Origin of the sequence: Shewanella violacea DSS12 (assembly GCF_000091325.1) — a bacterium.
Taxonomy (GTDB): domain Bacteria; phylum Pseudomonadota; class Gammaproteobacteria; order Enterobacterales; family Shewanellaceae; genus Shewanella; species Shewanella violacea.
The window spans coordinates 2,292,094-2,314,149 of sequence record NC_014012.1 but is presented as its reverse complement, the minus strand read 5'-3'; the positions used below and the strand labels follow the sequence as shown (position 1 = coordinate 2,314,149).

The following is a 22,056-nucleotide window of genomic DNA, read 5'->3' as shown; positions in this document are numbered from 1 at the left end:
CTAGAAAGCTTGTCCCCATACTTTCATCACCTTAAGTACAGCTGGTCCTACCGCAACGATGAAAAATGAGGGCCAAATACCCAGCATCATGGGGAATATCATCTTCACCGCAAGCTTTGCCGCTTGCTCTTCTGCTTCTTGCAGGCGCTTATCACGATATTCATCGGAAAATACTCTTAAGGTTGCTGCTATACCCGTGCCTAAACGAATACTCTGTGAGATTGCCGAGTTGAGACCCTTTATGTCATCTAACCCAGTTCTGTCGGTGAACTCCTGTAGAGCCACCTTAATGGTCAATCCAGCCCTAACCTTACTGCAAACCAGATCTAATTCACTGGCTAGGCTAACATGACTGATCGCCAGTTCATTCGCCACCCGTTGAAGCGCAGCTAACAGACCAAGCCCAGCTTCACAGCAAACGACTAACAAGTCTAAGGCGTCGGGAAAACCGGCCCTGAGCTCCTTCATGCGTCTGGATGCCAAGTTCTGTAATACCATAGAAGGTAGCAAATAGGCCCCACCCACTAAGAGTGCCACCACATACACACTCATCATGCCCGATATTTCAGGAAACATACTCAAGATAAGTACAGATAAACTTGCCGAGATAAGCAGTAAGATCAACCTGACAGAACTAAAGACTGCCAATGCATTCTCAGAATGTAAACCCGCATGTATCAATAGCCGACGGGTTTCATCATTTGACAAGTTTAGTGGTGTCTTTCTTGCTGCACGACCAATGCCATGCTCTATGGTGGTATTGACATCAGTATGAGAAATATGATGTTCTGCATCAGTTTTATTGATGCTTTTCAATCGTTTTCTAAGTGGTGAGTATATTCCTGTGATGAGAAAAGAGAGTGAAATGGCCAAGGTTATACCTGCCACCGCTGCCATTGCATAGACGGCCCACTTAACATGGCTAGGGTCATCAAGCAGGCTACCCAATAAAGCTATGAGATAATCCATAATTAGACGTCTATCTTAATGATTCTACTGATCCACCAGCCACCGATTGTCATTCCGACGGCCCCCCACATAAGTAATTTGTGTCCCGCTTCGGTGCCGGTTAACTCACCAACATATGAAGGTGTCTGAAGATAAATCACCGCAAAAAGTACGAAGGGCAATAAGATTAATATCCAGGCAGACAGGCGCCCTTCTGCGGATAAGGTCTTAACTCGACGTCTAAATTTAAACCTCTGCCTTATGACCCTAGTTAAATTCTCAATATTCTCCGCCAGATTGCCTCCGGTTTCTCTCTGCACCATGACCGCACTGGCGAAAGCCAATGCAGAAACACTGGGAACCCGCTGAATAAACCCCAACAAGGCACGCTTAATATCTTTGGTGTAGTTGATATTAACAAACATCAGCTTGAACTCTTTCGCCAATGGCCCCTCCAGCTCTTCGGTAGCCAATTTTATTGCATCGGTGAAGGAATATCCCGCCTGCAGGGCCCTGCGGATCACATCCAAACCATCGGGGAAATCGGCCTCTATGGTATCCATTCTCTTATTGGTGTCACGATTTAGCTTCATATTGAACAGAAAAGCCGTGATGACAAAAACAATAATGGTCATAAAAGGATCACTAATATAAAACCAAGTTATCATCGCCGTAATGATAGATGTGAGCACACCTAAGATAAGAAAATGGTGTCCCATCATCTTATAATCGGCCAACTCTAATCGATAACTTAGATTCTCAATAAACTCAATACGTTCTAATTTTCTACCGAAATTGCTTAATTTTTCCAATTTGCTCTTATGCAATAGCGACACTTCTATACTCGTATCCCCTGCATTAGCCGAAAGTTTCTTCAAGCGTTTACGGATCAATGCTGTATTGGCTCTCTGTGGGCTATATACAGGTAAAAAAAGTGCCTGAGAGAGCAAGATCACCGCCAGAAATATTAGCCCAAGAAAGATCACTTCATTTGAAAACATACTATCCCCTAAAAATCGGCAAAAGGATCGCCGCAGTCAAATAGATCCAGTGAAAGATCGATACCGTGCTGTTTTAACTTGTTATGAAAACCAGGTATCACACCGGTAGCTGAAAACTTGCCGATAATGTCACCATTTTCCTCTCTGCCTTCACGCTGGAAATGAAATAACTCAGACATAGTGATGATCTCGCCCTCCATGCCATTTATCTCTTGGATACTAGTCACTCGCCGTCCTCCATCCTCTAATCGTTCCAGCTGCACCACTAAATCGATAGCCGACGCTATCTGGGTCCTGATATTAGCCACTGGCATATCGAAACCTGCCATACACACCATATATTCTAGCCGCCCCAAGGCATCTCTGGCGCTATTGGCATGGAGTGTGGTGAGTGAACCTTCATGACCTGTATTCATCGCAGTCAACATGTCTAGGGCCTCTCCTCCCCTAACTTCACCGATGACGATTCTATCTGGTCGCATCCTCAAGCAATTCTTAACCAGATCCCTTTGACTTATTTCACCTTTCCCTTCGATATTCGCAGGCCTAGTTTCAAGTCGAACCGTATGAGGTTGGCGTAGTTGTAATTCCGCAGAATCTTCTATGGTCACTATTCTTTCATCGACGGGTATATAGCCCGAGAGCAGGTTGAGTAATGTGGTCTTACCGCTACCCGTACCTCCGGAAACCAAGATGTTCAGTTTCCCGGCTACAGCTGCGCTGAGTAGCTCGTTCATTTGACTGGTCATGGAGCCAATCTTGATCAGGTCCTCGGCGCACATTTTATCCACGGCAAACCGGCGAATGGATAACGCGGGGCCGTCTAAGGCAAGTGGTGGAATTATCGCATTAACCCGAGAACCATCCGCCAAACGAGCATCGACCATAGGGGAAGATTCATCGATTCTTCTACCCACACTGGAGACTATCCGGTCGATAATATTGAGTAGATGGGCGTTGTTGTGAAATTCAATCGGCACACGCTCCAACTTACCTCTGCGCTCTATATACACACGATTATAGGAGTTAACCAAAATATCTGAGATGCTGGGATCCGCCAATAAGATCTCTAACGGCCCCAAGCCTAAGACTTCATCTATTATCAGTTTAATCAGGCGTTGCCGAGCCGACAGATTGATAGGTAAATGTAAGTCTGTGATCAACTTGTCACAAATCTCATTAATCTGTTGTTGAGCCTGTTCTTTCGAAATAGTTTCAATCAGGGAGAGATCCATGACACTCAAGAGTTTGTTATAGAGTTGCTCCTTTAAACTCAGCTCTTCCGACGTGAGTTGCTTAAATTCTACTTGCTGTTGATTCGGCATATTGCTCATAACCAATTCCCTAATATTCGATTCCAAAATCCCTTAGCTGGATTAACTGCTGCCTTTGAGCCGGGAAAGAAATATTCAGTCACTTGAGAAAGGTCTTTAAGCATCTGTTCACGCTTAGCGACATCTGTGATCGGTGCGCCCATATCAATACACTGACTTGCAAGGGAAAAATCATTGGCCACCACGAATTGAGACTTGATGCCTGTCGTCACCATGATGTCTTTCAAATTTATCCCTGAGCTGGTCTTTTGATACCGATTAACCAACAAATGAATACGGTCAATATCTATCCCCATAAAGCCAACCAGCTGATTAACCACGGCCTTAGCTTCACGGATACTCATCACATTTTGCTGTACTACCAGTAAAATATTGGCATTGGTTAACATATCGGCATTCCAGATTTCGGGGCCACGGGAGAGATCAATAATGACCTGTTGGTAATACTGTCGACATTTAAGTAACAGCTCATTGGTATTACGCAGCTCAATAGGTTCGGTGGCATTAAGCACAGCAAATGGCTCGGCAGCCAGTAGATGCAAATGACCCAGATTCGTCATAGCGCCTTTTAGCGCCATTTCATCTAGAGTCTCCAGCTCCACTATCGCTTCGGTAATAAAATAGTGAGGCTCCAACCCCAGCATATGGGCTAAGGTCCCTTGCAGCAGATCAGTATCGAGTAAAGAGACTTCTCCTTCATCTCTTATCGATGCGATCATGGCGATACTGGCCGCAATAAAGCTGGCACCAGAGCCACCCTTAGCATTAACCACAGCCAGAACTGGAGCCAAGTCGGCCTCATCAGCTAATTTAAATGCGATTTTTTCCAATGACTGTAAAAGTTCAACTGCTGGGTCCTGTAAGGACACGAAATCACTGACCCCCTGTTGAAAAGCTAACCTTAAAACGCCTTGAGGGGTATCCTGACCAAGAATGATGATATCAACATCATAGGCCGCCGCAGATTGAAGTGCCTGAACCGCACTCACTTTATCATTGGGCAATATAAGTAAAACGAGGTTATAAGGCCTAGCATTAGCCGAAGTTCCGGCAAATGGGTTGAGTGTTTCTATCCCCTCCCAAGAGAGGTTTAGGCAAGCATCTAGGATCAGTTCTATCTCAGAGATGCTCTCATGACAGCTATTAATCAAGAGTGCGTGCACCGGATAAGGCAATATCTTATTAACTGAGGTTTTCGCCGCCGGATGGGAGTCTACATTGGTGTTTTTGCTAGTCTCTCTTTCTTTATCATTAGACACTAGTAACTCCAGCGGATTATCCATTGACTTGTCTTTCCCTGATAAAAATTGCTTACATTTACTATAGTAAGGATTTGGTTTCGAAGACGATTTAATTGCAATCGATAAAACCGCTACCGGGATCGTCCTCCTCAACATGATAAACACCTAAGCTCTCTCTTGGCAGATATGTAGAGAATGTTGGCGAATTTATGACTCTGGATAACCCAGGTACAAGGAACTGATGTTGGTAGTTGGCAATATCAGCCCTCACCAAGACGATATTGATACCCGTTGCATCATTCCCTAACTCATCGATATAACTGATGCTCAAGTTGGCCGTCGTCAGGTTAGGGATCAGATTTGCGCCATTAAAGAGCGCCATAGTTTTAACATCAGCATCATCTATCTGACACACCACGGCTATTCTGGCCGCTCTCCTCGAGGCCTCATGGAGCACATTGTAGGTGTACATCAACCGACCCACTTCGATAATGGCAAACAAAAGCAAAAGAAAGATGCTACCAACTATGGCAAATTCAACCGCATACACTCCACGTTGATATCTCACAGTCCTGCTCTCATCGCATAACTCACATGAAAATTAAAACTCAGATTGCTGTCATTTCCTAAGCCGAAACCAGATATCTGCTCACCAAGCAGAGGCATCCAATCATAATCCACAGTGATAATGACCCTGTCGGTAACCGAATCGCCTGTGATGGTGACATCACTAGTATCGAGTCCATATAACAGGGGAATACTGCCCCCCAACTTACCGTACACCAGCAGATCTTTAGTGTTAGAGATACAGTTACCACAGTTGGCATCATTAAACGGGTTCGGCAGGATTTCTGTGGTATCAACAATAGCCGTGGTAGACAGGTATCGTCCCGCATCTCTCACCATGCGCGTGAGATGACTATATTGGTACAGGGCTCTACCCAGCTCGGCAGTGGCAAAAACCAGCAATAACAAGAAGGGTAACAAAATCGTAAACTCGATGACCGCGACACCAGCTTGTTGTCTATGACCCATAATTCCTCCTTATGAATCCGGGCTGTCCGGATCCCGGTATAGCACTATGGTAGAGGTATTACTCACAAAGCTAGGATCCAGTGACGCACTTCCTGCACTGGAGCATACACGGACAAACTCTCCGACCACATGAGCCTCATTACCTTTCTGACTGATTTGCTGGGTCAGGAAGAAACAGCCGGTCCCCAATGAAGTAATGGTATTGGCACCATTGGTCATCCCATCACAAAGACCTACGACTACTGGCAGCTCACGGCGACCACCTATAGAAGTTGTCGCATCAGTTGAGATGTCACCTATATCGCAGTGAAGATCTTCATCGTCATCTAAGTAGTCCTGATGACTGTACTCGGCCTCCCCTCCAGTAAAAGGAATAATGACGCCATCGTTATCCACCTCGATTCTGTCCCCCTGACAAATATTCCTGTCTCTTTTGTGGGTGTCAGAACTCAGCCCACCGCCTTGCCACATACCGAAACGGGTATTTAGCCCTTGAACCACAGGGCCAACACTATTACCCGGCTCTGTTTCGACATCATCACCTGGACTGACACAAGATCCAGGAGTGAACTCCCCAGCTAATGCGCGGCGAATATCGGCGCCACCTGAGGCACCGTCTAACCTGAGTAATTGGAAGTTACCCGGGCCTATGGCGGTCCCTTGGTTCGACCCCGTTTTCATCACATAGAGTGTATCGAGTGGCAATCCAAATGGCTCAACAAGACCCGTATCAGGATTGATATAATCAGCTTCGTCATTAAGGCCACAAACCATCATAGGCACGACCTTATTCAGGCATTCGATATCGGTACTCTTACCGGCAACGGCAGATGCTCTCACTGTCTTATTAAAATTAAATATTTGAGCAAAAAAATTATCTAAGCCGACATTTTCGATGCGAACACGTACATACTTGCTGGTCTCATCGAACACGGGAATGAAAGGGTCGGGCCATTCGGAAAACTCGATATAGATATTTGAAGTTACCAAGGTAGAGTTATAATCCGGTGACGACAGGTCAATACTGGTATCGAGTTCGCTGTTTTCCTCAAAACCTAAGTTTTGTATCAAGATGAGGGTCGCCGCTTCTCTGGCCTGAAAAAGGCTACCGTCATTTTGTAGTATTTTAGCCGCGTATAAGACTGAAGAATCTACCGCATTTTGCAAACGGCCCTTATTCAACAAAAGATGCCCGCCATCTAATGCAAGGGCGGCGACCGCCAGCAATGAGAATAAGCCTATGGTAAACATCACGAGTATTGCCCCGCCTTGTTTACCCTGCTTAATTGAAGATAATGACTTCGAGCTCATGTGTGAGGGAAACATCTTGCCTCCAACCACTAAAATTAGGTAGAGCGATACTTATGTTGGGCAAAACTGGCTGCCAATAAGTATCACTGTGCAGTACTGTTCATCATTAGGATGCTTCCTCCGATACACCAAGGCGGCTCTCACGTAATTCCAGAGTTCCTATTACTTAATTAAGTATAGACAGACTCACGGACACTCACCCCAGTCAAATCAATTTAAGATGCGGTGCTATAGTGAAACTTGACCAAACATGAGCAAACTTAGTCAAATTTTACTAGTTAGTTATTTTGACTGAAATATTGTTTCTGGCCTCTTTGGGCAAAACATTACTCTCACGGTAGGCCTTCATAACCCTTTCACCATAATTACCCTCCAAGACACCAACTATGCCTTCATTACGCTCTGGCGCACTAGGATCTAAGATCTGGATCTGTTTCACCTTCAGATAACTGGCGTCCATAGGAAAGTCGTTGAGTTCGGCGCAGCCCACTTGTGTGAGTGCGGCCAATAGGCAAACATGTTTTAAGCCTAAGTTAACATTGAACTTATTCATACACCCATTCTCCCTTATCTAAAGTGAGTGTCCGTATTTCTGTTGAGTCCCAGTGTCATCGACTCTTGCATCATCTAGAATCGCCTCATAGGGAGTTTCGCTACGCTCTGAATCCTGTTTTTTATGTGACATTTTACCTAATAGGTAAAACTCCATATCTGATGGCAACACAAAATCATCGGTGGGCAGCGAGATATGTTTCCGATTAAAAGGCCTCACCAATCTTGGTGTCACCAGGATGATGAGTTCACTCTGACCACTCTTGAAACTTTTACTGGTAAAAAGTTGACCTAAGATAGGGATATCCCCGAGACCGGGTAACTTATCTATGTTTTCACGTAAGGTATCGTTGATGAGACCACTGATGGCAATAGTCTGACCATCGGCAAGCTCTACCGTAGTCGATGTGGTTCTCTTGACTATTGAAGGAACAATCAGAGTAGCATTCGAGCCTCCACCAGATAATGACACCGAATTGGCATTACTGACCTCACTCACGATAACGTTAAGGTTTAAATTTATCTGACCAGAGTCTAACACCGTAGGTACAAACCTGACTCCAACACCAAAATCACGATATTGAATGGTCGTAGATCCATTGGTTCCTGGAACTGGAATAGGAAATTCACCACCAGAAAGAAACTCAGCAGATTGACCACTCAATGCAGTCACATTAGGCTCGGCCAACACCTTAGCTAAACCATTTTGTTTGGCCACATCTAAGGCAAAGTTCATCAACAAGTTATCATTAATATATCGAGCAAAAAAACCTCTGTTGCTAATTGCTGCCGCCGGATCTAGGTCGAAGGTTGCACCTCCCCCCGCCGTGCCCCCTGACAATTTAGAGCCTTGACCGAAGATAAAAAACTTAGAATCAAATTGACGGGCTACCTCTCGCTGAACTTCGGCTATCACCACCTCCAACATCACCTGATGATCCCCACCGACCGTCATCATGTTCAATACTGTGCTATTCACTTTAGACACGGATGCCGCATCTGCATAGGCCTTAGCCAACTCGACAGCTGTATTCATCTTTTGTAGATTTGATGCCTGGCCGCTGATCAATAGGTGACCCTGGGATGTTTGTACCCCCAGTTTTTCACCGGGTAAAAACTCATGTAATCGTAATTTGAGTCCGTTAAGATCATGAGTGATTTCGATATCTATAACATCAACCAATCGTTCATTTTCATCCCAGATCATGATATTCGTGCTGCCCAGTTTCTTACCTAAGACATAGAGTTCATTGTTAGGCAGTAACTTGATATCACCAATATTGGGATTACCCACTGATACCCGGTGGACGGTTTGCTTAAGGTTTAAGATCCTTGATTTGAAGATAGGGATCAACATGATGTCTCTGCTCGCCCCCGTGGGACCACCAGCTTTGACTGAAAAGTTTATAAAAACAAAACATAAAGCTAAACAACACGCTAATACCTTAGTCAATTTTGATATTGAATGTGGCATAGTGCACTCCTTTATCAATACATGGATAACCATCTACACCTAATTACTCACCTTAACAACCTGCTCCTTCATCCCCTTGAGCAGATAGACCTTTGACTTACTTTCTGATGAAACACGAACTATTTTCTTAGGAGCCATCACCATATTACTCACAGGTCGCTTCTCCCTCTTTTCTGTCTCATTGATTAAGGCTAGTTCAACTTCCGCCGAGTCATTGGGATTTCTTAATGCCAATTGCAACTTTCCACGCCCCTTGGCGATCAGTAAGATCTCCGCCTGCTCTAGACTCAGCTCGAGAGTCACAGCCCTGACCAATTTGGGCTTATTCTCATCATTGGATGATCTTTGATCTATGGCAAGAATTTTAACATTGGCTAATACTATATCCGTGTGTAACGCGCCGTCTTTCTTAAATAAGTTAAGCACGTCCACACGATTGCCCGGTAATAGAAATCCTGCGACCCCGACGACATCATTCACCCTGATGGTTACAGCTCGCATATTAGGGCTAATTAGACTCGCTAATGTACTGCCCTCTCCCTTCTTGATAATCCGCTCACTGCGCAGAATTTCTCCGGTATAAAGATTGTGTTTAACCACCATGCCCTCAGCCTCTTCGAAGGTTTTAATGGCCGTTTCAGGGATCACTGATTTTGGCATAGGGGTCAATTTTAGATGCTTTCGCTCCAGTATCGCCCCCAAAGGAACTAAGGTTGCCATAGTGATCACAGTGGATGTATTCTCTGGTCCGCCAGTCTCACTGTTAGACTCGAGCCAACTTTGAGCTAAAAAAACCGCCACCACACCGAAGGCGAGTGATAGCAAGACGAATAACATGGTTTTATTGTTCATCGAAAGCTCCTTTGCACGTATTAAGCTGAACGTTAAGCCTGAACAAAATAGATAGACCAAGCTTCAGCAATCAAGGCCTTGGTCACCACAGGTTTCAGCTCCATAAAACTGATTTGATCTCCCATGATCCCTAACAAATCACGTGGATAACAAGGGATCAAGGGCTTCTCTAGTAAGTGATGATAATCATTTACTAAGTGTTGAAACATCTCCTCACTGCAGCTGAGTCCCTGTTCTTCACATACCTGAAACCAGATTTTTCGATACAAGGGCTCATCAAGGGCATCGAAGTGGATCTTATATCCGAGCCGTCTCAAAAAAGCATCATCGACCAGTTCGTTAGGATTAAGGTTAGTAGAGAATAGTAGAATTAACTCGAAAGGGATCTCAAAATGCTCACCTGACTGCATGGACAGAAAATCACGCCTCTCTTCCATGGGAATAATCCAACGATTGAAAAGTTGTTTCGCACTGATACGCTGGCGGCCTAAATCATCCAATAACAGGATGCCATTGTTGGCCTTAAGCTGAATAGGAGCCATATAAGTGCGACTGTGACTATCAAATTGCACTTCCAGCATCTCAGCCGTGAGTTCTCCACCTGTGATCCTCAAGGGACGTTTACATTCAATCCAACGAGGATCATGCCCCTGAACAAGATCCAGCTGAGCCGACTCATTATTATTATCTACTGCGTGGTGAAGTTGAGGGTCATACACCTGAATAACTTCGGTCCCAATAGCAATCGCATAGGGAATTAATACTGAGTCACCTAAGGTCGCATTAAGGTTTCGACATAAATAACTCTTCCCCGTGCCCGGCGGACCATAGATGAGTACCGGCCTGCTTGAATTGAGCGCCGGACCTATTTTATGCAGCAGATCATTGGGCAGAACCAAGGCCTTAAGCCCGTTTTGTAGCATCTCGAAGGTGATAGGGTTTCTTCTACTAGACTGCAGACGACAAATTTTTGAATATTGAGCCAGTGGCACAGGAACCAAACCACGATAGCCACTCTTCATAGAAGCTTGCTTGGCATACCGATCCCCCGCTTCGCTTAGGGCAAAACGCATGTGTCCCTCGGCCGATGACTGTCGATTTTCAACCCAGGCCAAGCCCTTAGCCTTGTCGAATAACTCCTGGATAATGCCCCCAGTTATCCCCATTTTATTGACGAGTTGCGCCTTAGTCAGTACCCCACCACTCAGAAGGTGCTTAAGCATGAGTTCAAGTAATACTGATTCTTGAATTCCTGTATCTTTAATTGAAGTTGGACGGGGAGCCAGTTCATTAGCATTATGTTTATTACTGGACTTACTGTCATTTATGGAAGGGCTATCTGTACTTAGTCGCAACATAATATCGGCCTCCCGGATCGATTAATATTGATGCCAGTTAATCTTCATAGGTGAGCAGTTATCACTAGATTGATAATCTGTTTTGAAAGACTTTATGTACTTAAACACTCTAATATCTATGTGACTCCCAAACCTAAATAGATATGCCAGTTGAAGTATAACTCAGAGATGTCACTGTCTAATGAGCAAGCCCATAACCAGCCAAGGGCAAGAGCGGGAGCATAAGGTACGCGTAGCCCAGCCGCTTCTCCTGGTTCGGGTTTAAAATAACTGCGTAGATAGAAACAATCCCAATATCGTTTCAAGGTCTTAGCTAGACCTGAGAATCCTGTCTTCCATATGATCAAGAGTAAGCTGGTGCCTGCGCCGGCAACGATACCATAAGCCAGACTAGCGACGAGTAAATCTGGCCCCATCAAGGCACCTATCCCCATCATTAGCTTAATGTCTCCGGCACCTAAGATGCGAAATAAAAACGTAGGAAACAGTATGATAAAAGCCAAGGCAAAGCCGAAAAATGCCATTAACACCCCCTCTAATTGTGCATAATAGGCATTGATCGCAAAACCAGAAAATATCGCCAATAAGCAGAGTTTATTGGGGATCTTCTCTTTATAGAGATCCATCACAATTGCAGCGATAAAAAATGCTCCGGCAAGCATCAGCTGTAGCGATAGCTGTGAAACAGTCATAAGCGACACCATAGGTCGTAATGCCTTAAAAGAAAACCCACGTCCCTATGGGTTCTAACAGTTAAGAACCACAGTCGGTACTCGCACCATTCACAGCAGACGCAAGACAACTAATTTTTGATGTTGCATTGGTGCCTAACTGATTAAATGCCGCAATCATGCCACCGACAACTAATCCACCAGCGATGGCGTATTCGACAGCTGTAAGTCCACTCTCATCTTCAATAAAATCTGAAAAAATCTGTTTAATGTTCATACTCTGTTTCTCCTAGTCATCCAAATATCGGCACATCTTAATTAATACTCATGCTGATAAGCTTTTTTCATATATAAGCACGCCATCTCAGAGACACGAAATCTTAAAAATAGCAGCCTGTATACTAACTTCTAGTGATACGAGATATAAACACTAGAGCTAACTTAAAAGTAGCAAAGGACCCTTATATACTCCACGCTGAATAAATAACTGATCCAGTGAAATACTCCTATATTTTTCATAGTTTACATCTACAGTTATTTTTGAGTCTGCTAGTTAGTCCAAGATTAAATTTTGTAAACACTCACTTTGATTTGATTGATAAATACACACATTTCATGGACCTATAATTAATATTAAAGAGGGTGATACTAAAATAGACAGAGATAAAATAATGTCGTAGGCAGAGAAATCAGATCACTTAATTATTCAACGAATCTAGGTTTTCCCTACTAATAGCAAGAAAAAAAGACGTCAAGACCTTTAATCTGTTGGGATTTAAACCCTATGCAGCAAATAATTGGCAAACATCACTGAATATTATAATGACACAATCGGATAGAGAAATATTCAAATATAGAATATTCAAAGACTTAAGCTTTATCTTGTATCCAGCCTTATTTAATATACTGATATTAAATAATATTAGATGCCATCGAAAAAAATGTGATGTGATGAATGTGTCACCCAGGCATAACCTAATTTCTCTAAGATTCTATAAATATTAGAGATTTCATAGGTCACGCCAAAGTGTTCAATAATATAAGCTTGAATGTCACTGCCATGGAGATGTTCATTTTTCTTGGTCGTGGTTTTAAACTTGATGTAGCGTGATAATTGTTGCATTTGAGCCGCCGTCAAGGCTGCCGGTCTACCACTGTGTTTCTTCTCTTTGAGGCCACCTAATCCATGTGTCAAATAACTCGTCACCCATTTATTGACGCTGGTGCGGCTCACCTTGAGATAATCAGCTATCTGATACCTTGATTTACCTTCATGAAAATGGAGTAAAGCCAAAAGCTTTAATTTCATCCTGGCATTTTTTTCCTGACGAATAAGCTTCATAAAGTCAGGTGTTTCAGGAATACGCTCAGCCATCTCCTTATCTCTCTCTATCTAAGTGATAAATATCGGGTCTCAATTGTAACTTACCGCGGTTATCCACCCAGGCTGTCTGATAGGTAATGAATATAGGCATGGGATCAGGCAGAGAGACATATCGGGTCTTAGACCCACTCAGCGCCACTTGTATCTCTTTAGAGTCTTCATGTATCGAGATTAAATATTCAGAGAGTGCTAGTGCTTTTTCCAGGCGGATGCAACCATGACTCAGAGCCAGATGTTCTCCATCAAATAAATTCTTAGCAGGGGTATCATGAAGGTAAATAGATTGAGTGTTTGGTATGGTAAACCTCACCTGCCCTAAGGCATTATCTTTTCCTGGAGCTTGTACCAAGCGATATTCTGTAAGCAGGCCTTTGAGTTGCTTGGGCTCCATATTGGTCAGTTTAACCACAGAGATCTCATTTTTACCCACTGCATGTAATTCAAATCCTTTATGGTTCAAGTAACCAGGCTCTGTGCTATTTAGGGGAAGTAATTCTGAGCGAATAATACTCGAAGGTGGAGTCCAATATGGATTTATCGTCATTCTCGTTACTCGAGTCATCATGACTGGAGTGGGCGAGCTGGGTTTACCAACTATTACTTTCATTGATAAATCGAGTTCACCTAGGACAAATAATTGTAGAGAGTAATCAGGGATATTGATCTTAATATATTTTTTAGGAGGACTCGGTGGCATCATAAGCCATCGCCACAAATTTTGTTGCATCTGAATGACTCTTCGCTGAGGAGATATATTCAATACCAGAGCTGTAGACTCATCTAATTCGCCGCTAACCCTTATGCCATGCCGGCGTTGAAAGGCTTTAATTCCATGGATAACCATAGGGTCATAGATTGATTCCCGATAGCGTGTCAGCTCGCTATTTTCTAGATCACCTAAGGCCGTTAGCATCCAACGCAGACGTTGAACTTGCTTAGAGCTCTGACCGAGTTTGAAGTTAACCTGAGTGATTGTCGGCCAATTAACATCTAACTGAGATTTGTACACTCGGATCATGCGTCGAATTTTTGAGACTTCATCATAGGAGGGTAAAATACTAGCTATAAACTCCGCTAATTCATCATTATTAATCGCTTCCAGTAACCGTACTTCATCATCGGCCTCGCCTCCCCCCTTCACACTTCTTATATGTGCTAAGAGATCGAGTAAGGCATGTGAATACAAGCTATCAGTTATCTTAATCTCGTTTATTTGCTGTTCATGAGCAGCGCTTGTATCTATACCAAGATCATCGAAGAGCCCTAATAATGCCATTCCACTAAGGGTTATCCCTTTATCATCAAACCAGATTAAATCTCCCTCGACGCCTTCATAGAGCCAAGCAGACTTCTGCATATCAGGTGATTTATTGTTTGCTTCTATATCGGTGACAAGCCCTAGGTAAAACACAATTGAGACCAATAATAACAGCCATGACCTCATAGGTACTCCCCAGGCAAATAGAGTTAAATGCGTAAAAAAGAATGATCACAGCTGATGCATAGACATAGATATGCTACGTCTGCTAGGCACAAGCCCAGCCAATCATAGGTTTAAGCATAATTGAGCCGCTACCTTAACTTTTAGTTCAAAATCCAGATAGAAACAAATTATATGGCCTCATAATCCAGTGAACTCACCGCTCTATTAGACAGTTAAGAATAGTCTGGTAAGAAAAAAGCCAACTATACTTTTAAACAAGAAGCCTTAGTTATGCTGACTAAGACTCATATAAACGCTAACAAGGGATTATTATAGCGGTGAAGAGTTTCTCAACAGTCACAATAAAAATAGGGCTTAGCTGCATCATTATTCTGTTACTGGCAGTCAATATTGTGCCAGCTTGGCAGGTCTATCAATCTAGAATGTCGATAAAAACCGATAGCCCATCTGGCTCGAGTCTTGCTGAGCGATATCTGATACTGGGAGATTGGCCCGCCGCCACAGAATTAAACAGTGTCATCGAAGAAAATGATAAATATACCGTCACTCCGTCTAAAAAAAATAAACTTAACCAGTGAAGGAAGATGAGACACTGGACACTCAATAGACTAGTTACAGATGAAGGAATAAGTGCTGACTAATAGGGAAAAATATGACCCAGCAACACAAAAATATATCCGATGACCTATCCATGGTACGAACATTTTGGCGCACTAACGCCATGATGCTGTTATCTTTGGTCGCTCTATATAATTTTAAGCAGCTGCTGCAGTACTACTCATCATTTTCTATTGCCCAAGCCATGACTCATCTGGGTGATGATAATCTACACAGTCTATGGCTCATTCTAGATTTATTACAATTTGTCTTCTTGGTGTTAGTTTTACATGTGCTCTGGTCGATCATTATTACAGTCTCCTGTAGGCCTTGGTTCACTATATTCAGAGACGCTGGGATCAGAACTCAGATATGGTTAATTATCATCTTGAGCCATATTACCTTGGTATTAGGCATCAATGCTTACTGGTATCCAACATCATTACTCGGGTTTTTCAGAGATACCCTCTTAGTAAATCCATGGATTTTGATTCCCTTGATATTAGTCCTGTGTAGTTTTTTTATATGGGGACTCGTCACCCTGATAGGAAAACGCCTTAGCTACTCTCTTCTCGCTATAGGCCTATTCATGGTTGGCATCTCCACCAGCGGCAGCTCCGAACATTATGCGCCAACAGATAAAACCAGCCCCAATGTTTTCATTATCGGTATAGATGCCCTGCGACCTGATCATCTTAACTTTCGCGATCCCGACAAGCATTTTACCCCAGGTATAAATCAATTTATTCAACAAGCCCATCTCTATGATAAGACCTATACACCTCTAGGTCGGACCTATGTTGCCTGGATGAGTATACTCACCGGCCAGTACCCAGTTACTCATGGGGCAAGGTTTAACCTGGCTCCACCTGAGCTGATCAAAAAACCGTTACCACTTATCAGAGAGCTCAAAGCTCTAGGCTATCAAACCACCTATGGAATAGACGAAAGACGTTTCAATCAAATAGATATGGAGTATGGATTCGATAAGGTAATAGGTCCGAAGATCGGCGCCGCCGATGCCATCATAGCCAATATAGGTGACATCCCTTTGATCAACCTGTTTCTAAAGCTTAGTGTTTCCGAATCACTTTTTCCTTATCTATATATGAATCGGGCCTATGGAAAAGCCTATGACCCCTTATTATTTAACCGTAAAATCACGGATTCCCTCTCAACGAAGCGCCCCAATTTCTTAGCCGTTCACTTTTGTCAGTTACATTGGCCCTTCACTTCTAAAAACTTTATCGATGTGAACGATGCCACCTGGAAGGGCAATTATAATCACTTCATGTATCAAACCATGCTTCCAAAAGTTGATGCTCAGTTTCAGCAATTTATGGACACACTAGAAGACAGAGGTTTCTTAGATAACGCCTTGGTATACCTGATCTCAGATCACGGTGAAGGTTTCATGTTAGAAAAAGACACCTTACAAGGGGACCAAGCTAAGGATGAGGCTAAACTCAATGTTAATGCTTGGGGTCACGGCACCAATGTACTGAGTCAGGAACAAGTAAATGTCTTGATGGCTTATCGACGATTTGGCCCACAGGAAGAGAAACAAACAGCCAAGAAGATTCAAGGAATTTACTCTTTAACTGACATAGCACCAAGCCTATTTGAAGAGCTGGATCTATCATTAGAGACGAAGGATAAAGCATTCGATGGCCATATTTTACCCAAAGATATGAGCCAGGTTATCCCACTAAGTGTGTTTGTTGAATCCTCCATCCCGGTCAAATCGCTCAATGCCAGCTTTATCGATGAGGCTAAGGTACTCTCTGAAACCATGTCTAAGTATGAGATCAGAGATAATGGGCGAGCAGTGTTGGTTCCCTCCATTTATCAAGAGATGATTGCTAAGAAGCAACGTTCGGTATATTTTCAGCACTGGCAGTTAGCCATGCTACCTGATTATGAAGACCTAATCTTGGTCGATACCCGTCAAAACAGATGGTACAGCCTGGAAAAATACCAGGGCGATGCTCCCTGGAGTGAGATGTTAAAGGATTTATGTGCCCATTACCGTGATGATAATGGTTTTGATCCTCAGAATAGATGCCAACAGACACAAGAAAATAGCAGACGGATGGCCACAAATACAGATTAAAACTGACTCGATACTTGTGTTCTTCTGGCTTCAGGGGGATGGAGTTTAATCTCTTTTTTAAGAGACACTCAAATCAATATTGAACCTATCTCAATGAGGGAATAAATAAAATAGTTAACTAGGCACTGGTGATTTAAAGCTAGCGTGAAAGACCCATTCTAGATAAACATGCCATAAAATATGGCTAACATTCTGAAGTCGATAAAACCATAAACCTCATTGTCAGCATAGGTGTTGCTGTCAGTATCAATGAAAGGCAAACAACAAAATATCAGCACTGATGAAAGATTCAAAGCTTCAGAAAATGCCCTTTATCACGCCGAAAATAACGCAAGGAATAGAGTATAAAACTTAAGGTCTAGCTGTTCGCCTTGTGCCTTGTGCCTTGTGCCTTGTGCCTTGTGCCTTCCACTCTACAATAGCACCTAAGAGTTTGTCGACTTTGTTGCTAACACATTATGCCCATCGATATCTGGGTGACCGATAAGCTTGCCATCAAATTCGATTAACCCATATTTCCGTCGGATTGTTTCCGCCAAGATAGCGCCTATCAGGGCACCTAAGCTCATCAAGATAAAGATAAGTTTCATATCCATCACATCACGGATATCAGAGATAATCAGCCCCACCATTCCCAATGCCAATGTTGGCGCTAGCACTATAGCTAACCATTTTAAAATAACCACAAACCCAGCAATGGTGTAGATAAATATTTTTTCCAGCATTCCTTGCTCCTGTATATACCGATTGGTATGAGTCACTTGTACGCCATAAGCTAACAGACGACATATTATGTCGTCAATTAAACTAACAAAAGCAATAAGCTATTACAAGTCACTAACCAAGATATGCTAACTGCAGATATAAAAATCGACATTCTGACTTGCCATAAAGGCCTGAGCATTGGCCCCTTTTAACATTGCGATACTGGATAACATACCTGCCACCAAACAGTTGGCGGCCATAACGGTCACAGACAAGGGTGCACGTTCCACCGGATAGCCTGTTGTAAGGTTTAAAATATGTCCGTATCGTTTGCCCTTATCCACGAGATAACGTCGTGTATGGCCGCTGGTGGCCAGCCCTCCACCCGTTAAGCTTATCGTTCGAGTAGCATTATCCAGCTTGCTAGGATCTTCTATTCCCACCCGCCATGGTTTCTCAACAATCGAAGCACAGGCTATATCACCGCCTAAATTCACCAAGGCGGGTATATGAGGATAGTGAAGCGTTAACAGACTTGCAGCCTTGTCACTGGCATATTCCTTAGCGATGCCGCCAAAATCCAGACTCATGTTTAGGGGTAGGTATAAACGTGTTGCTTCTATGGTCAGCTTGTCTAAGCCCACATGTTTAAGTGCCCTCTCGATTGAAGATGACGTCGGCAAGTTTGCATCTGCGCCAAAGGTCCAAAGTGTTAATAAAGGGCCCGCAGTGATATCGAACATGCCAGCACTTAAGTCGAAGCATTGCTTGGAAAATGACAACAGCGCCGAAGTTTCGGCGTCTATATTCTGCCAATTACCGGCATTGGCATTGAGTCTGCTCAGTAGACTAGAGGGATTAAAACGACTGTACTTCTGCTCTATACGCCGTGTTTCCTCTAGGGCCCGATAGGCCATGGTATAGGCCAACTCTCTGTCCGTTGAGCGAATAAGCACTTCACACCGACTGGCCATGGCATTGAAGCTTGCATGATGTCCCCTGGAAGTAGGCACCAATATTAAGTCTCCGCTCATAGACGAGTATCCTCTTGGTGGGGTATTTCGTCACTCATTATATACAAGCTAATCATCATAGACTTGCCATCCCATCAGCACAGATGAATATAGCATTGGCAGGAAGATGAGCTGGCCCCATTAGAATGACAATCCCAACTGAAAAATAATTGCCTTAACGCTGGGATATAACTCATGTTGAGCCAACTGACCTAGGGCTTGGTCTCCGTTTGAATAGGGATCTTGTTGATAATATTCAAGACGATAGCTGGCCTTAGTGCCATCGGCTAAGGTATGACCTATTTTTATCCCAAACGTATAGGTATTCATGTTTCCGATACGATAATCTGCCGATGCAAATTCAGGCAGCACTTCCTCTGATTTCAGGAACACCCGATAAAAGTGAGCCGCTTCTTGTCGGTAATATCTTAGGTGCAACTGACCAAAAAAGGACGAGGTGAAATTGTAACGATAGTGACTCTCGAACGTATGTGAGGCCACGCCCCAATCATCATAGCTATAACGGTAAGCCAGATCTGTGACCCCAGTGGCTAAGGCGTGCTTGCTAAACAGATACAGGCTCTGCTTGAGACGCTCATCGGGTCGGCTCTCATAAAAATATGCCTCACGGGTTCCCGACGCATCCACCAGACTGAGTACCTTGTAGGGATCTGTCATATAGCCTTGCAAAGAAGACAGGTTGTAGCTGAGCTGCACCAGCATATGTCGATTGATGATCTGGGTTAAGCCGACGCTGAGATCCACAGTCTGTTTATCGGTACTCGCTATCTGGCGAGTCTTATCAAATTCAGTACGAAACTCGGCGTGGGAGTCAAAGTCATCCCGAAATACCATATTACTCATGGCTAGGGGCCGTCCTCCCACTGGGTCGACTAAATCATAGTAATAAGCCATGCCTAAAGACAGCTGAGTATTATTCTTATTAAACGAGCGCGCCAGTGCCGAGTTAATTCCCATGGAGGTATAATCATATTCCCTCGACAGATAAACACCATGATTACTGCTCCAGTCAAGGGACCATATTTCGGCCCAGTTACCGCTGAGCTGCACCCGGGTGTCTTTGAAGGTGTCATCTAACGGAGTGTTACCTGAATTTATAGTGTATTCGCCATTACCGGATGGGCGGGTAAAAGTCTGGCGTTGATCCTGAGGCACAGCGCCATTGGCTGAGGAACCCGTTAAGGTATCTAGCACCAACTTGGCTTCATAAATGCGCTTATCCCCTAGGGGCAATTTGAGGTTAAATATTCCCTCGGCCACCGTCACCCTGTCCTGCTCCAGATAATAGAGTAAAGCGGCATCTATTTTAGGTGAGTCTATCTCAACAGCATCTAAGCTGGCTGTCTCCGTAGCACTGGCCACCGAGCTTGTCATGCTTAGTAGCGCAAAGCTTGCCATCGACAGCGCATCGGCAATCGAAGTTCCCCCGTCACCGGCACCCGTTTTTAGCCTACTTTGTGTGTATGCTTGTGACTCAGTTAGAGTCTGATTTGCAGTATTTCCTGGTGTTTTAGTTGCAACCACAACCGCCCCCTGCGAGCGAGCGCCCCCCACTGGTGCCCTCTTTACTGAAATAGATATGATCGTCCAAGGTTAGATCCAACTTTTCACTATCCAAGGCCATATCTTCACGAGCAAACTGATCCCGCTGCCATGGCTCTACGCCTAAACTCGAACAGGCCGTCAAAGATAAACACACCAGTAACGACAAGCTTCTGGCTGATTTAATCAGTTCAGTCTCGAACGTCATCATCTCTACCTCTAATTTATGGGCTGCCTCACACGTGCTCATTCGACTCACTACTTGTATTTACGCTGTAAAGGCTGTGCTTGTTTAAGATAGTGGACAATTTCGGATTCATAGTCCGCCTTATGCTCCGAAAAGAAACCCACATGTGTAGCGACCAATTGACCTTTCCTATCGAACAGGTAGCTAGTTGGCATACCCAAGATATCAAATTCTCCTGCCACCTGAGTATTGGGATCATAGGCGATCGTAAAATCGGCGGAGATCTGGCTGAGAAACTGGCGGGCATGTGATAAGTCATTGTCTAAGTTGATAGCAATGATCTTGAGCCCCTGGGCTGCATACTTATGATGCATCTGATTCATCCAGGGAAATGACTTTCGACAAGGACCGCACCAGGATGCCCAAAAATCCACATAGATCACTTGGCCAGAATATTGTGACAATGAATAGCTTTCGCCCTCTCGGGTCTGCACCTCATAATCCAAACTCGGCTGGGCGATACCCTGGACCGAGGTCAATAGCACTATAGTCAATAACCCTAAGGTGAAAAGCGCTATGGTAAAAAACTGATAGCAGACACGACTCAAGTTGATGTGGCAAAACGATAGATTAAACATTAACGGTCGACCTGATATCTGGAGGCTGTACTTCATTTATACACAAACTAAGACGCAAGTGACAGCAAACTCATTTAACTTAGCAATTATTTAACATGACGACACTGATCCCGTCCTAATGGCAGTAAGAATTCACAGTCCCTTTGTGCTTAATTTTCGATGTCTGCTTGAATTTACAATCTTCAACATACCTAATCAGGTCTAGAAAAAACTCAGGATACTAGTGTGTCTAGATAGGATTATGGAAAATTCTGTATAAGTATAAATAAAGAGATAAATGCTCACATGGGCAAGAGTACTAGCACCTTGGGTGTTCAATACAACGCCCTGATAGTCACATCAATGACACCAAATAAGACTCAAGTAATAGCAATCTCATTTAGGTAGCAGCTTGAGTTTACAATCTTCAGCGAACCTAATTTTCACTAGCAAGAACCTCAGGATACTAGTGTGTCTAGATAAGAAATAAATGCTCACATGGGCAACAGTGCAGGCACCTAGTGTGATCAGTATATTTCCCTGATAATCACATCAATAACACCAAATTAGCAGTATCAATACCAAGGCGACACATGGGTGTTTTTTATTTGTATTATTGCTCTACTAGGAGCAAGATCCCCGCTTATCACAATTGA

22 protein-coding genes are annotated in these 22,056 nt (G+C 43.7%); 2 read left to right on the top strand and 20 right to left on the bottom strand.

The window, feature by feature from the left end:
* From SVI_RS09460 to SVI_RS09390, 15 genes are all read right to left on the bottom strand, one after another.
* Positions 1–969 carry a type II secretion system F family protein gene (locus SVI_RS09460; RefSeq protein WP_013051287.1) on the bottom strand — a complete coding sequence of 323 codons (969 nt, stop codon included), beginning with the start codon at positions 967–969 and terminating at the stop codon, positions 1–3.
* A 2-nt stretch (positions 970–971) separates the two neighbouring features.
* Positions 972–1,949, bottom strand: a complete 978-nt coding sequence (locus SVI_RS09455) for a type II secretion system F family protein (RefSeq protein WP_013051286.1) — start codon at positions 1,947–1,949, stop codon at positions 972–974.
* Between the two features lie 8 nt (positions 1,950–1,957).
* Complete coding sequence (locus SVI_RS09450; RefSeq protein ID WP_041419842.1) at positions 1,958–3,283, bottom strand: CpaF family protein; 1,326 nt, start codon at positions 3,281–3,283, stop codon at positions 1,958–1,960.
* The gene (locus SVI_RS09445; protein WP_041419841.1) at positions 3,280–4,566 is read right to left on the bottom strand and encodes an AAA family ATPase; all 1,287 of its coding nucleotides are present in this window, start codon (positions 4,564–4,566) and stop codon (positions 3,280–3,282) included. Before SVI_RS09445 ends, SVI_RS09450 begins: the two co-directional genes overlap by 4 nt.
* A gap of 67 nt (positions 4,567–4,633) precedes the next feature.
* Entirely contained in the window at positions 4,634–5,092 is a 459-nt protein-coding gene (locus SVI_RS09440; RefSeq protein ID WP_013051283.1) for a TadE/TadG family type IV pilus assembly protein, read from the bottom strand.
* Positions 5,089–5,559 carry a TadE/TadG family type IV pilus assembly protein gene (locus tag SVI_RS09435; protein ID WP_013051282.1) on the bottom strand — a complete coding sequence of 157 codons (471 nt, stop codon included), beginning with the start codon at positions 5,557–5,559 and terminating at the stop codon, positions 5,089–5,091. Before SVI_RS09435 ends, SVI_RS09440 begins: the two co-directional genes overlap by 4 nt.
* A gap of 9 nt (positions 5,560–5,568) precedes the next feature.
* Positions 5,569–6,885 (bottom strand): pilus assembly protein TadG-related protein, encoded by a 1,317-nt coding sequence (locus SVI_RS09430; RefSeq protein WP_013051281.1) that lies wholly within the window; start codon positions 6,883–6,885, stop codon positions 5,569–5,571.
* Between the two features lie 259 nt (positions 6,886–7,144).
* A complete protein-coding gene (locus SVI_RS09425) occupies positions 7,145–7,423 on the bottom strand; it encodes a hypothetical protein (protein ID WP_013051280.1) in 279 nt (92 codons plus the stop codon).
* 18 nt (positions 7,424–7,441) lie between these two features.
* Positions 7,442–8,896, bottom strand: a complete 1,455-nt coding sequence (locus SVI_RS09420; RefSeq protein ID WP_013051279.1) for a type II and III secretion system protein family protein — start codon at positions 8,894–8,896, stop codon at positions 7,442–7,444.
* A 39-nt stretch (positions 8,897–8,935) separates the two neighbouring features.
* Positions 8,936–9,748, bottom strand: coding sequence for a Flp pilus assembly protein CpaB (cpaB, locus tag SVI_RS09415; RefSeq protein WP_013051278.1), 813 nt, complete (start codon positions 9,746–9,748; stop codon positions 8,936–8,938).
* A gap of 32 nt (positions 9,749–9,780) precedes the next feature.
* Positions 9,781–11,106, bottom strand: a complete 1,326-nt coding sequence (locus SVI_RS09410; RefSeq protein WP_041419840.1) for an ATP-binding protein — start codon at positions 11,104–11,106, stop codon at positions 9,781–9,783.
* Positions 11,107–11,222: 116 nt separating this feature from the next.
* On the bottom strand, positions 11,223–11,798 hold the full coding sequence (locus SVI_RS09405) for an A24 family peptidase (protein ID WP_041419839.1): 576 nt from the start codon (positions 11,796–11,798) through the stop codon (positions 11,223–11,225).
* Between the two features lie 61 nt (positions 11,799–11,859).
* Entirely contained in the window at positions 11,860–12,054 is a 195-nt protein-coding gene (locus SVI_RS09400; RefSeq protein WP_013051275.1) for a Flp family type IVb pilin, read from the bottom strand.
* 645 nt (positions 12,055–12,699) lie between these two features.
* Positions 12,700–13,152 carry a helix-turn-helix domain-containing protein gene (locus tag SVI_RS09395; protein WP_013051274.1) on the bottom strand — a complete coding sequence of 151 codons (453 nt, stop codon included), beginning with the start codon at positions 13,150–13,152 and terminating at the stop codon, positions 12,700–12,702.
* 4 nt (positions 13,153–13,156) lie between these two features.
* Positions 13,157–14,605: a L,D-transpeptidase family protein gene (locus SVI_RS09390; protein ID WP_013051273.1), complete on the bottom strand. Its 1,449-nt coding sequence runs from the start codon at positions 14,603–14,605 to the stop codon at positions 13,157–13,159.
* Positions 14,606–14,922: 317 nt separating this feature from the next.
* Here SVI_RS09390 and SVI_RS09385 point away from each other — a divergent pair, with 317 nt between their 5' ends.
* Both SVI_RS09385 and SVI_RS09380 read left to right on the top strand, forming a co-directional pair.
* Positions 14,923–15,183 (top strand): hypothetical protein, encoded by a 261-nt coding sequence (locus SVI_RS09385; RefSeq protein ID WP_013051272.1) that lies wholly within the window; start codon positions 14,923–14,925, stop codon positions 15,181–15,183.
* Between the two features lie 74 nt (positions 15,184–15,257).
* On the top strand, positions 15,258–17,315 hold the full coding sequence (locus SVI_RS09380; RefSeq protein ID WP_013051271.1) for a sulfatase-like hydrolase/transferase: 2,058 nt from the start codon (positions 15,258–15,260) through the stop codon (positions 17,313–17,315).
* 425 nt (positions 17,316–17,740) lie between these two features.
* On the opposite strand, the gene SVI_RS09375 is transcribed toward SVI_RS09380, so the two are convergent.
* The 5 genes from SVI_RS09375 to SVI_RS09355 all read right to left on the bottom strand — a co-directional run bounded on the left by SVI_RS09375 (position 17,741) and on the right by SVI_RS09355 (position 21,328).
* Positions 17,741–18,040 carry a hypothetical protein gene (locus SVI_RS09375; protein WP_041419838.1) on the bottom strand — a complete coding sequence of 100 codons (300 nt, stop codon included), beginning with the start codon at positions 18,038–18,040 and terminating at the stop codon, positions 17,741–17,743.
* Positions 18,041–18,166: 126 nt separating this feature from the next.
* Entirely contained in the window at positions 18,167–19,054 is an 888-nt protein-coding gene (locus tag SVI_RS09370; RefSeq protein WP_013051268.1) for an FAD:protein FMN transferase, read from the bottom strand.
* Positions 19,055–19,174: 120 nt separating this feature from the next.
* Complete coding sequence (locus tag SVI_RS09365; protein ID WP_013051267.1) at positions 19,175–20,578, bottom strand: DUF3570 domain-containing protein; 1,404 nt, start codon at positions 20,576–20,578, stop codon at positions 19,175–19,177.
* A complete protein-coding gene (locus SVI_RS09360) occupies positions 20,565–20,804 on the bottom strand; it encodes a DUF4266 domain-containing protein (RefSeq protein ID WP_408005172.1) in 240 nt (79 codons plus the stop codon). The genes SVI_RS09365 and SVI_RS09360 overlap by 14 nt, the downstream gene beginning before the upstream one ends.
* Positions 20,805–20,854: 50 nt before the next feature.
* Positions 20,855–21,328 (bottom strand): TlpA family protein disulfide reductase, encoded by a 474-nt coding sequence (locus SVI_RS09355; protein WP_013051265.1) that lies wholly within the window; start codon positions 21,326–21,328, stop codon positions 20,855–20,857.
* Positions 21,329–22,056: the final 728 nt, after the last annotated feature.

Coding starts and splice junctions, on each gene's coding strand:
- SVI_RS09460 (WP_013051287.1), bottom strand. CDS start 969: ATGGATTATCTCATAGCTTTATTGGGTAGCCTGCTTGATGACCCTAGC.
- SVI_RS09455 (WP_013051286.1), bottom strand. CDS start 1,949: ATGTTTTCAAATGAAGTGATCTTTCTTGGGCTAATATTTCTGGCGGTG.
- SVI_RS09450 (WP_041419842.1), bottom strand. CDS start 3,283: ATGAGCAATATGCCGAATCAACAGCAAGTAGAATTTAAGCAACTCACG.
- SVI_RS09445 (WP_041419841.1), bottom strand. CDS start 4,566: ATGGATAATCCGCTGGAGTTACTAGTGTCTAATGATAAAGAAAGAGAG.
- SVI_RS09435 (WP_013051282.1), bottom strand. CDS start 5,559: ATGGGTCATAGACAACAAGCTGGTGTCGCGGTCATCGAGTTTACGATT.
- SVI_RS09430 (WP_013051281.1), bottom strand. CDS start 6,885: ATGTTTCCCTCACACATGAGCTCGAAGTCATTATCTTCAATTAAGCAG.
- SVI_RS09425 (WP_013051280.1), bottom strand. CDS start 7,423: ATGAATAAGTTCAATGTTAACTTAGGCTTAAAACATGTTTGCCTATTG.
- SVI_RS09420 (WP_013051279.1), bottom strand. CDS start 8,896: ATGCCACATTCAATATCAAAATTGACTAAGGTATTAGCGTGTTGTTTA.
- cpaB (WP_013051278.1), bottom strand. CDS start 9,748: ATGAACAATAAAACCATGTTATTCGTCTTGCTATCACTCGCCTTCGGT.
- SVI_RS09410 (WP_041419840.1), bottom strand. CDS start 11,106: ATGTTGCGACTAAGTACAGATAGCCCTTCCATAAATGACAGTAAGTCC.
- SVI_RS09405 (WP_041419839.1), bottom strand. CDS start 11,798: ATGACTGTTTCACAGCTATCGCTACAGCTGATGCTTGCCGGAGCATTT.
- SVI_RS09400 (WP_013051275.1), bottom strand. CDS start 12,054: ATGAACATTAAACAGATTTTTTCAGATTTTATTGAAGATGAGAGTGGA.
- SVI_RS09395 (WP_013051274.1), bottom strand. CDS start 13,152: ATGGCTGAGCGTATTCCTGAAACACCTGACTTTATGAAGCTTATTCGT.
- SVI_RS09390 (WP_013051273.1), bottom strand. CDS start 14,605: ATGAGGTCATGGCTGTTATTATTGGTCTCAATTGTGTTTTACCTAGGG.
- SVI_RS09380 (WP_013051271.1), top strand. CDS start 15,258: ATGACCCAGCAACACAAAAATATATCCGATGACCTATCCATGGTACGA.
- SVI_RS09375 (WP_041419838.1), bottom strand. CDS start 18,040: ATGCTGGAAAAAATATTTATCTACACCATTGCTGGGTTTGTGGTTATT.
- SVI_RS09370 (WP_013051268.1), bottom strand. CDS start 19,054: ATGAGCGGAGACTTAATATTGGTGCCTACTTCCAGGGGACATCATGCA.
- SVI_RS09360 (WP_408005172.1), bottom strand. CDS start 20,804: ATGACGTTCGAGACTGAACTGATTAAATCAGCCAGAAGCTTGTCGTTA.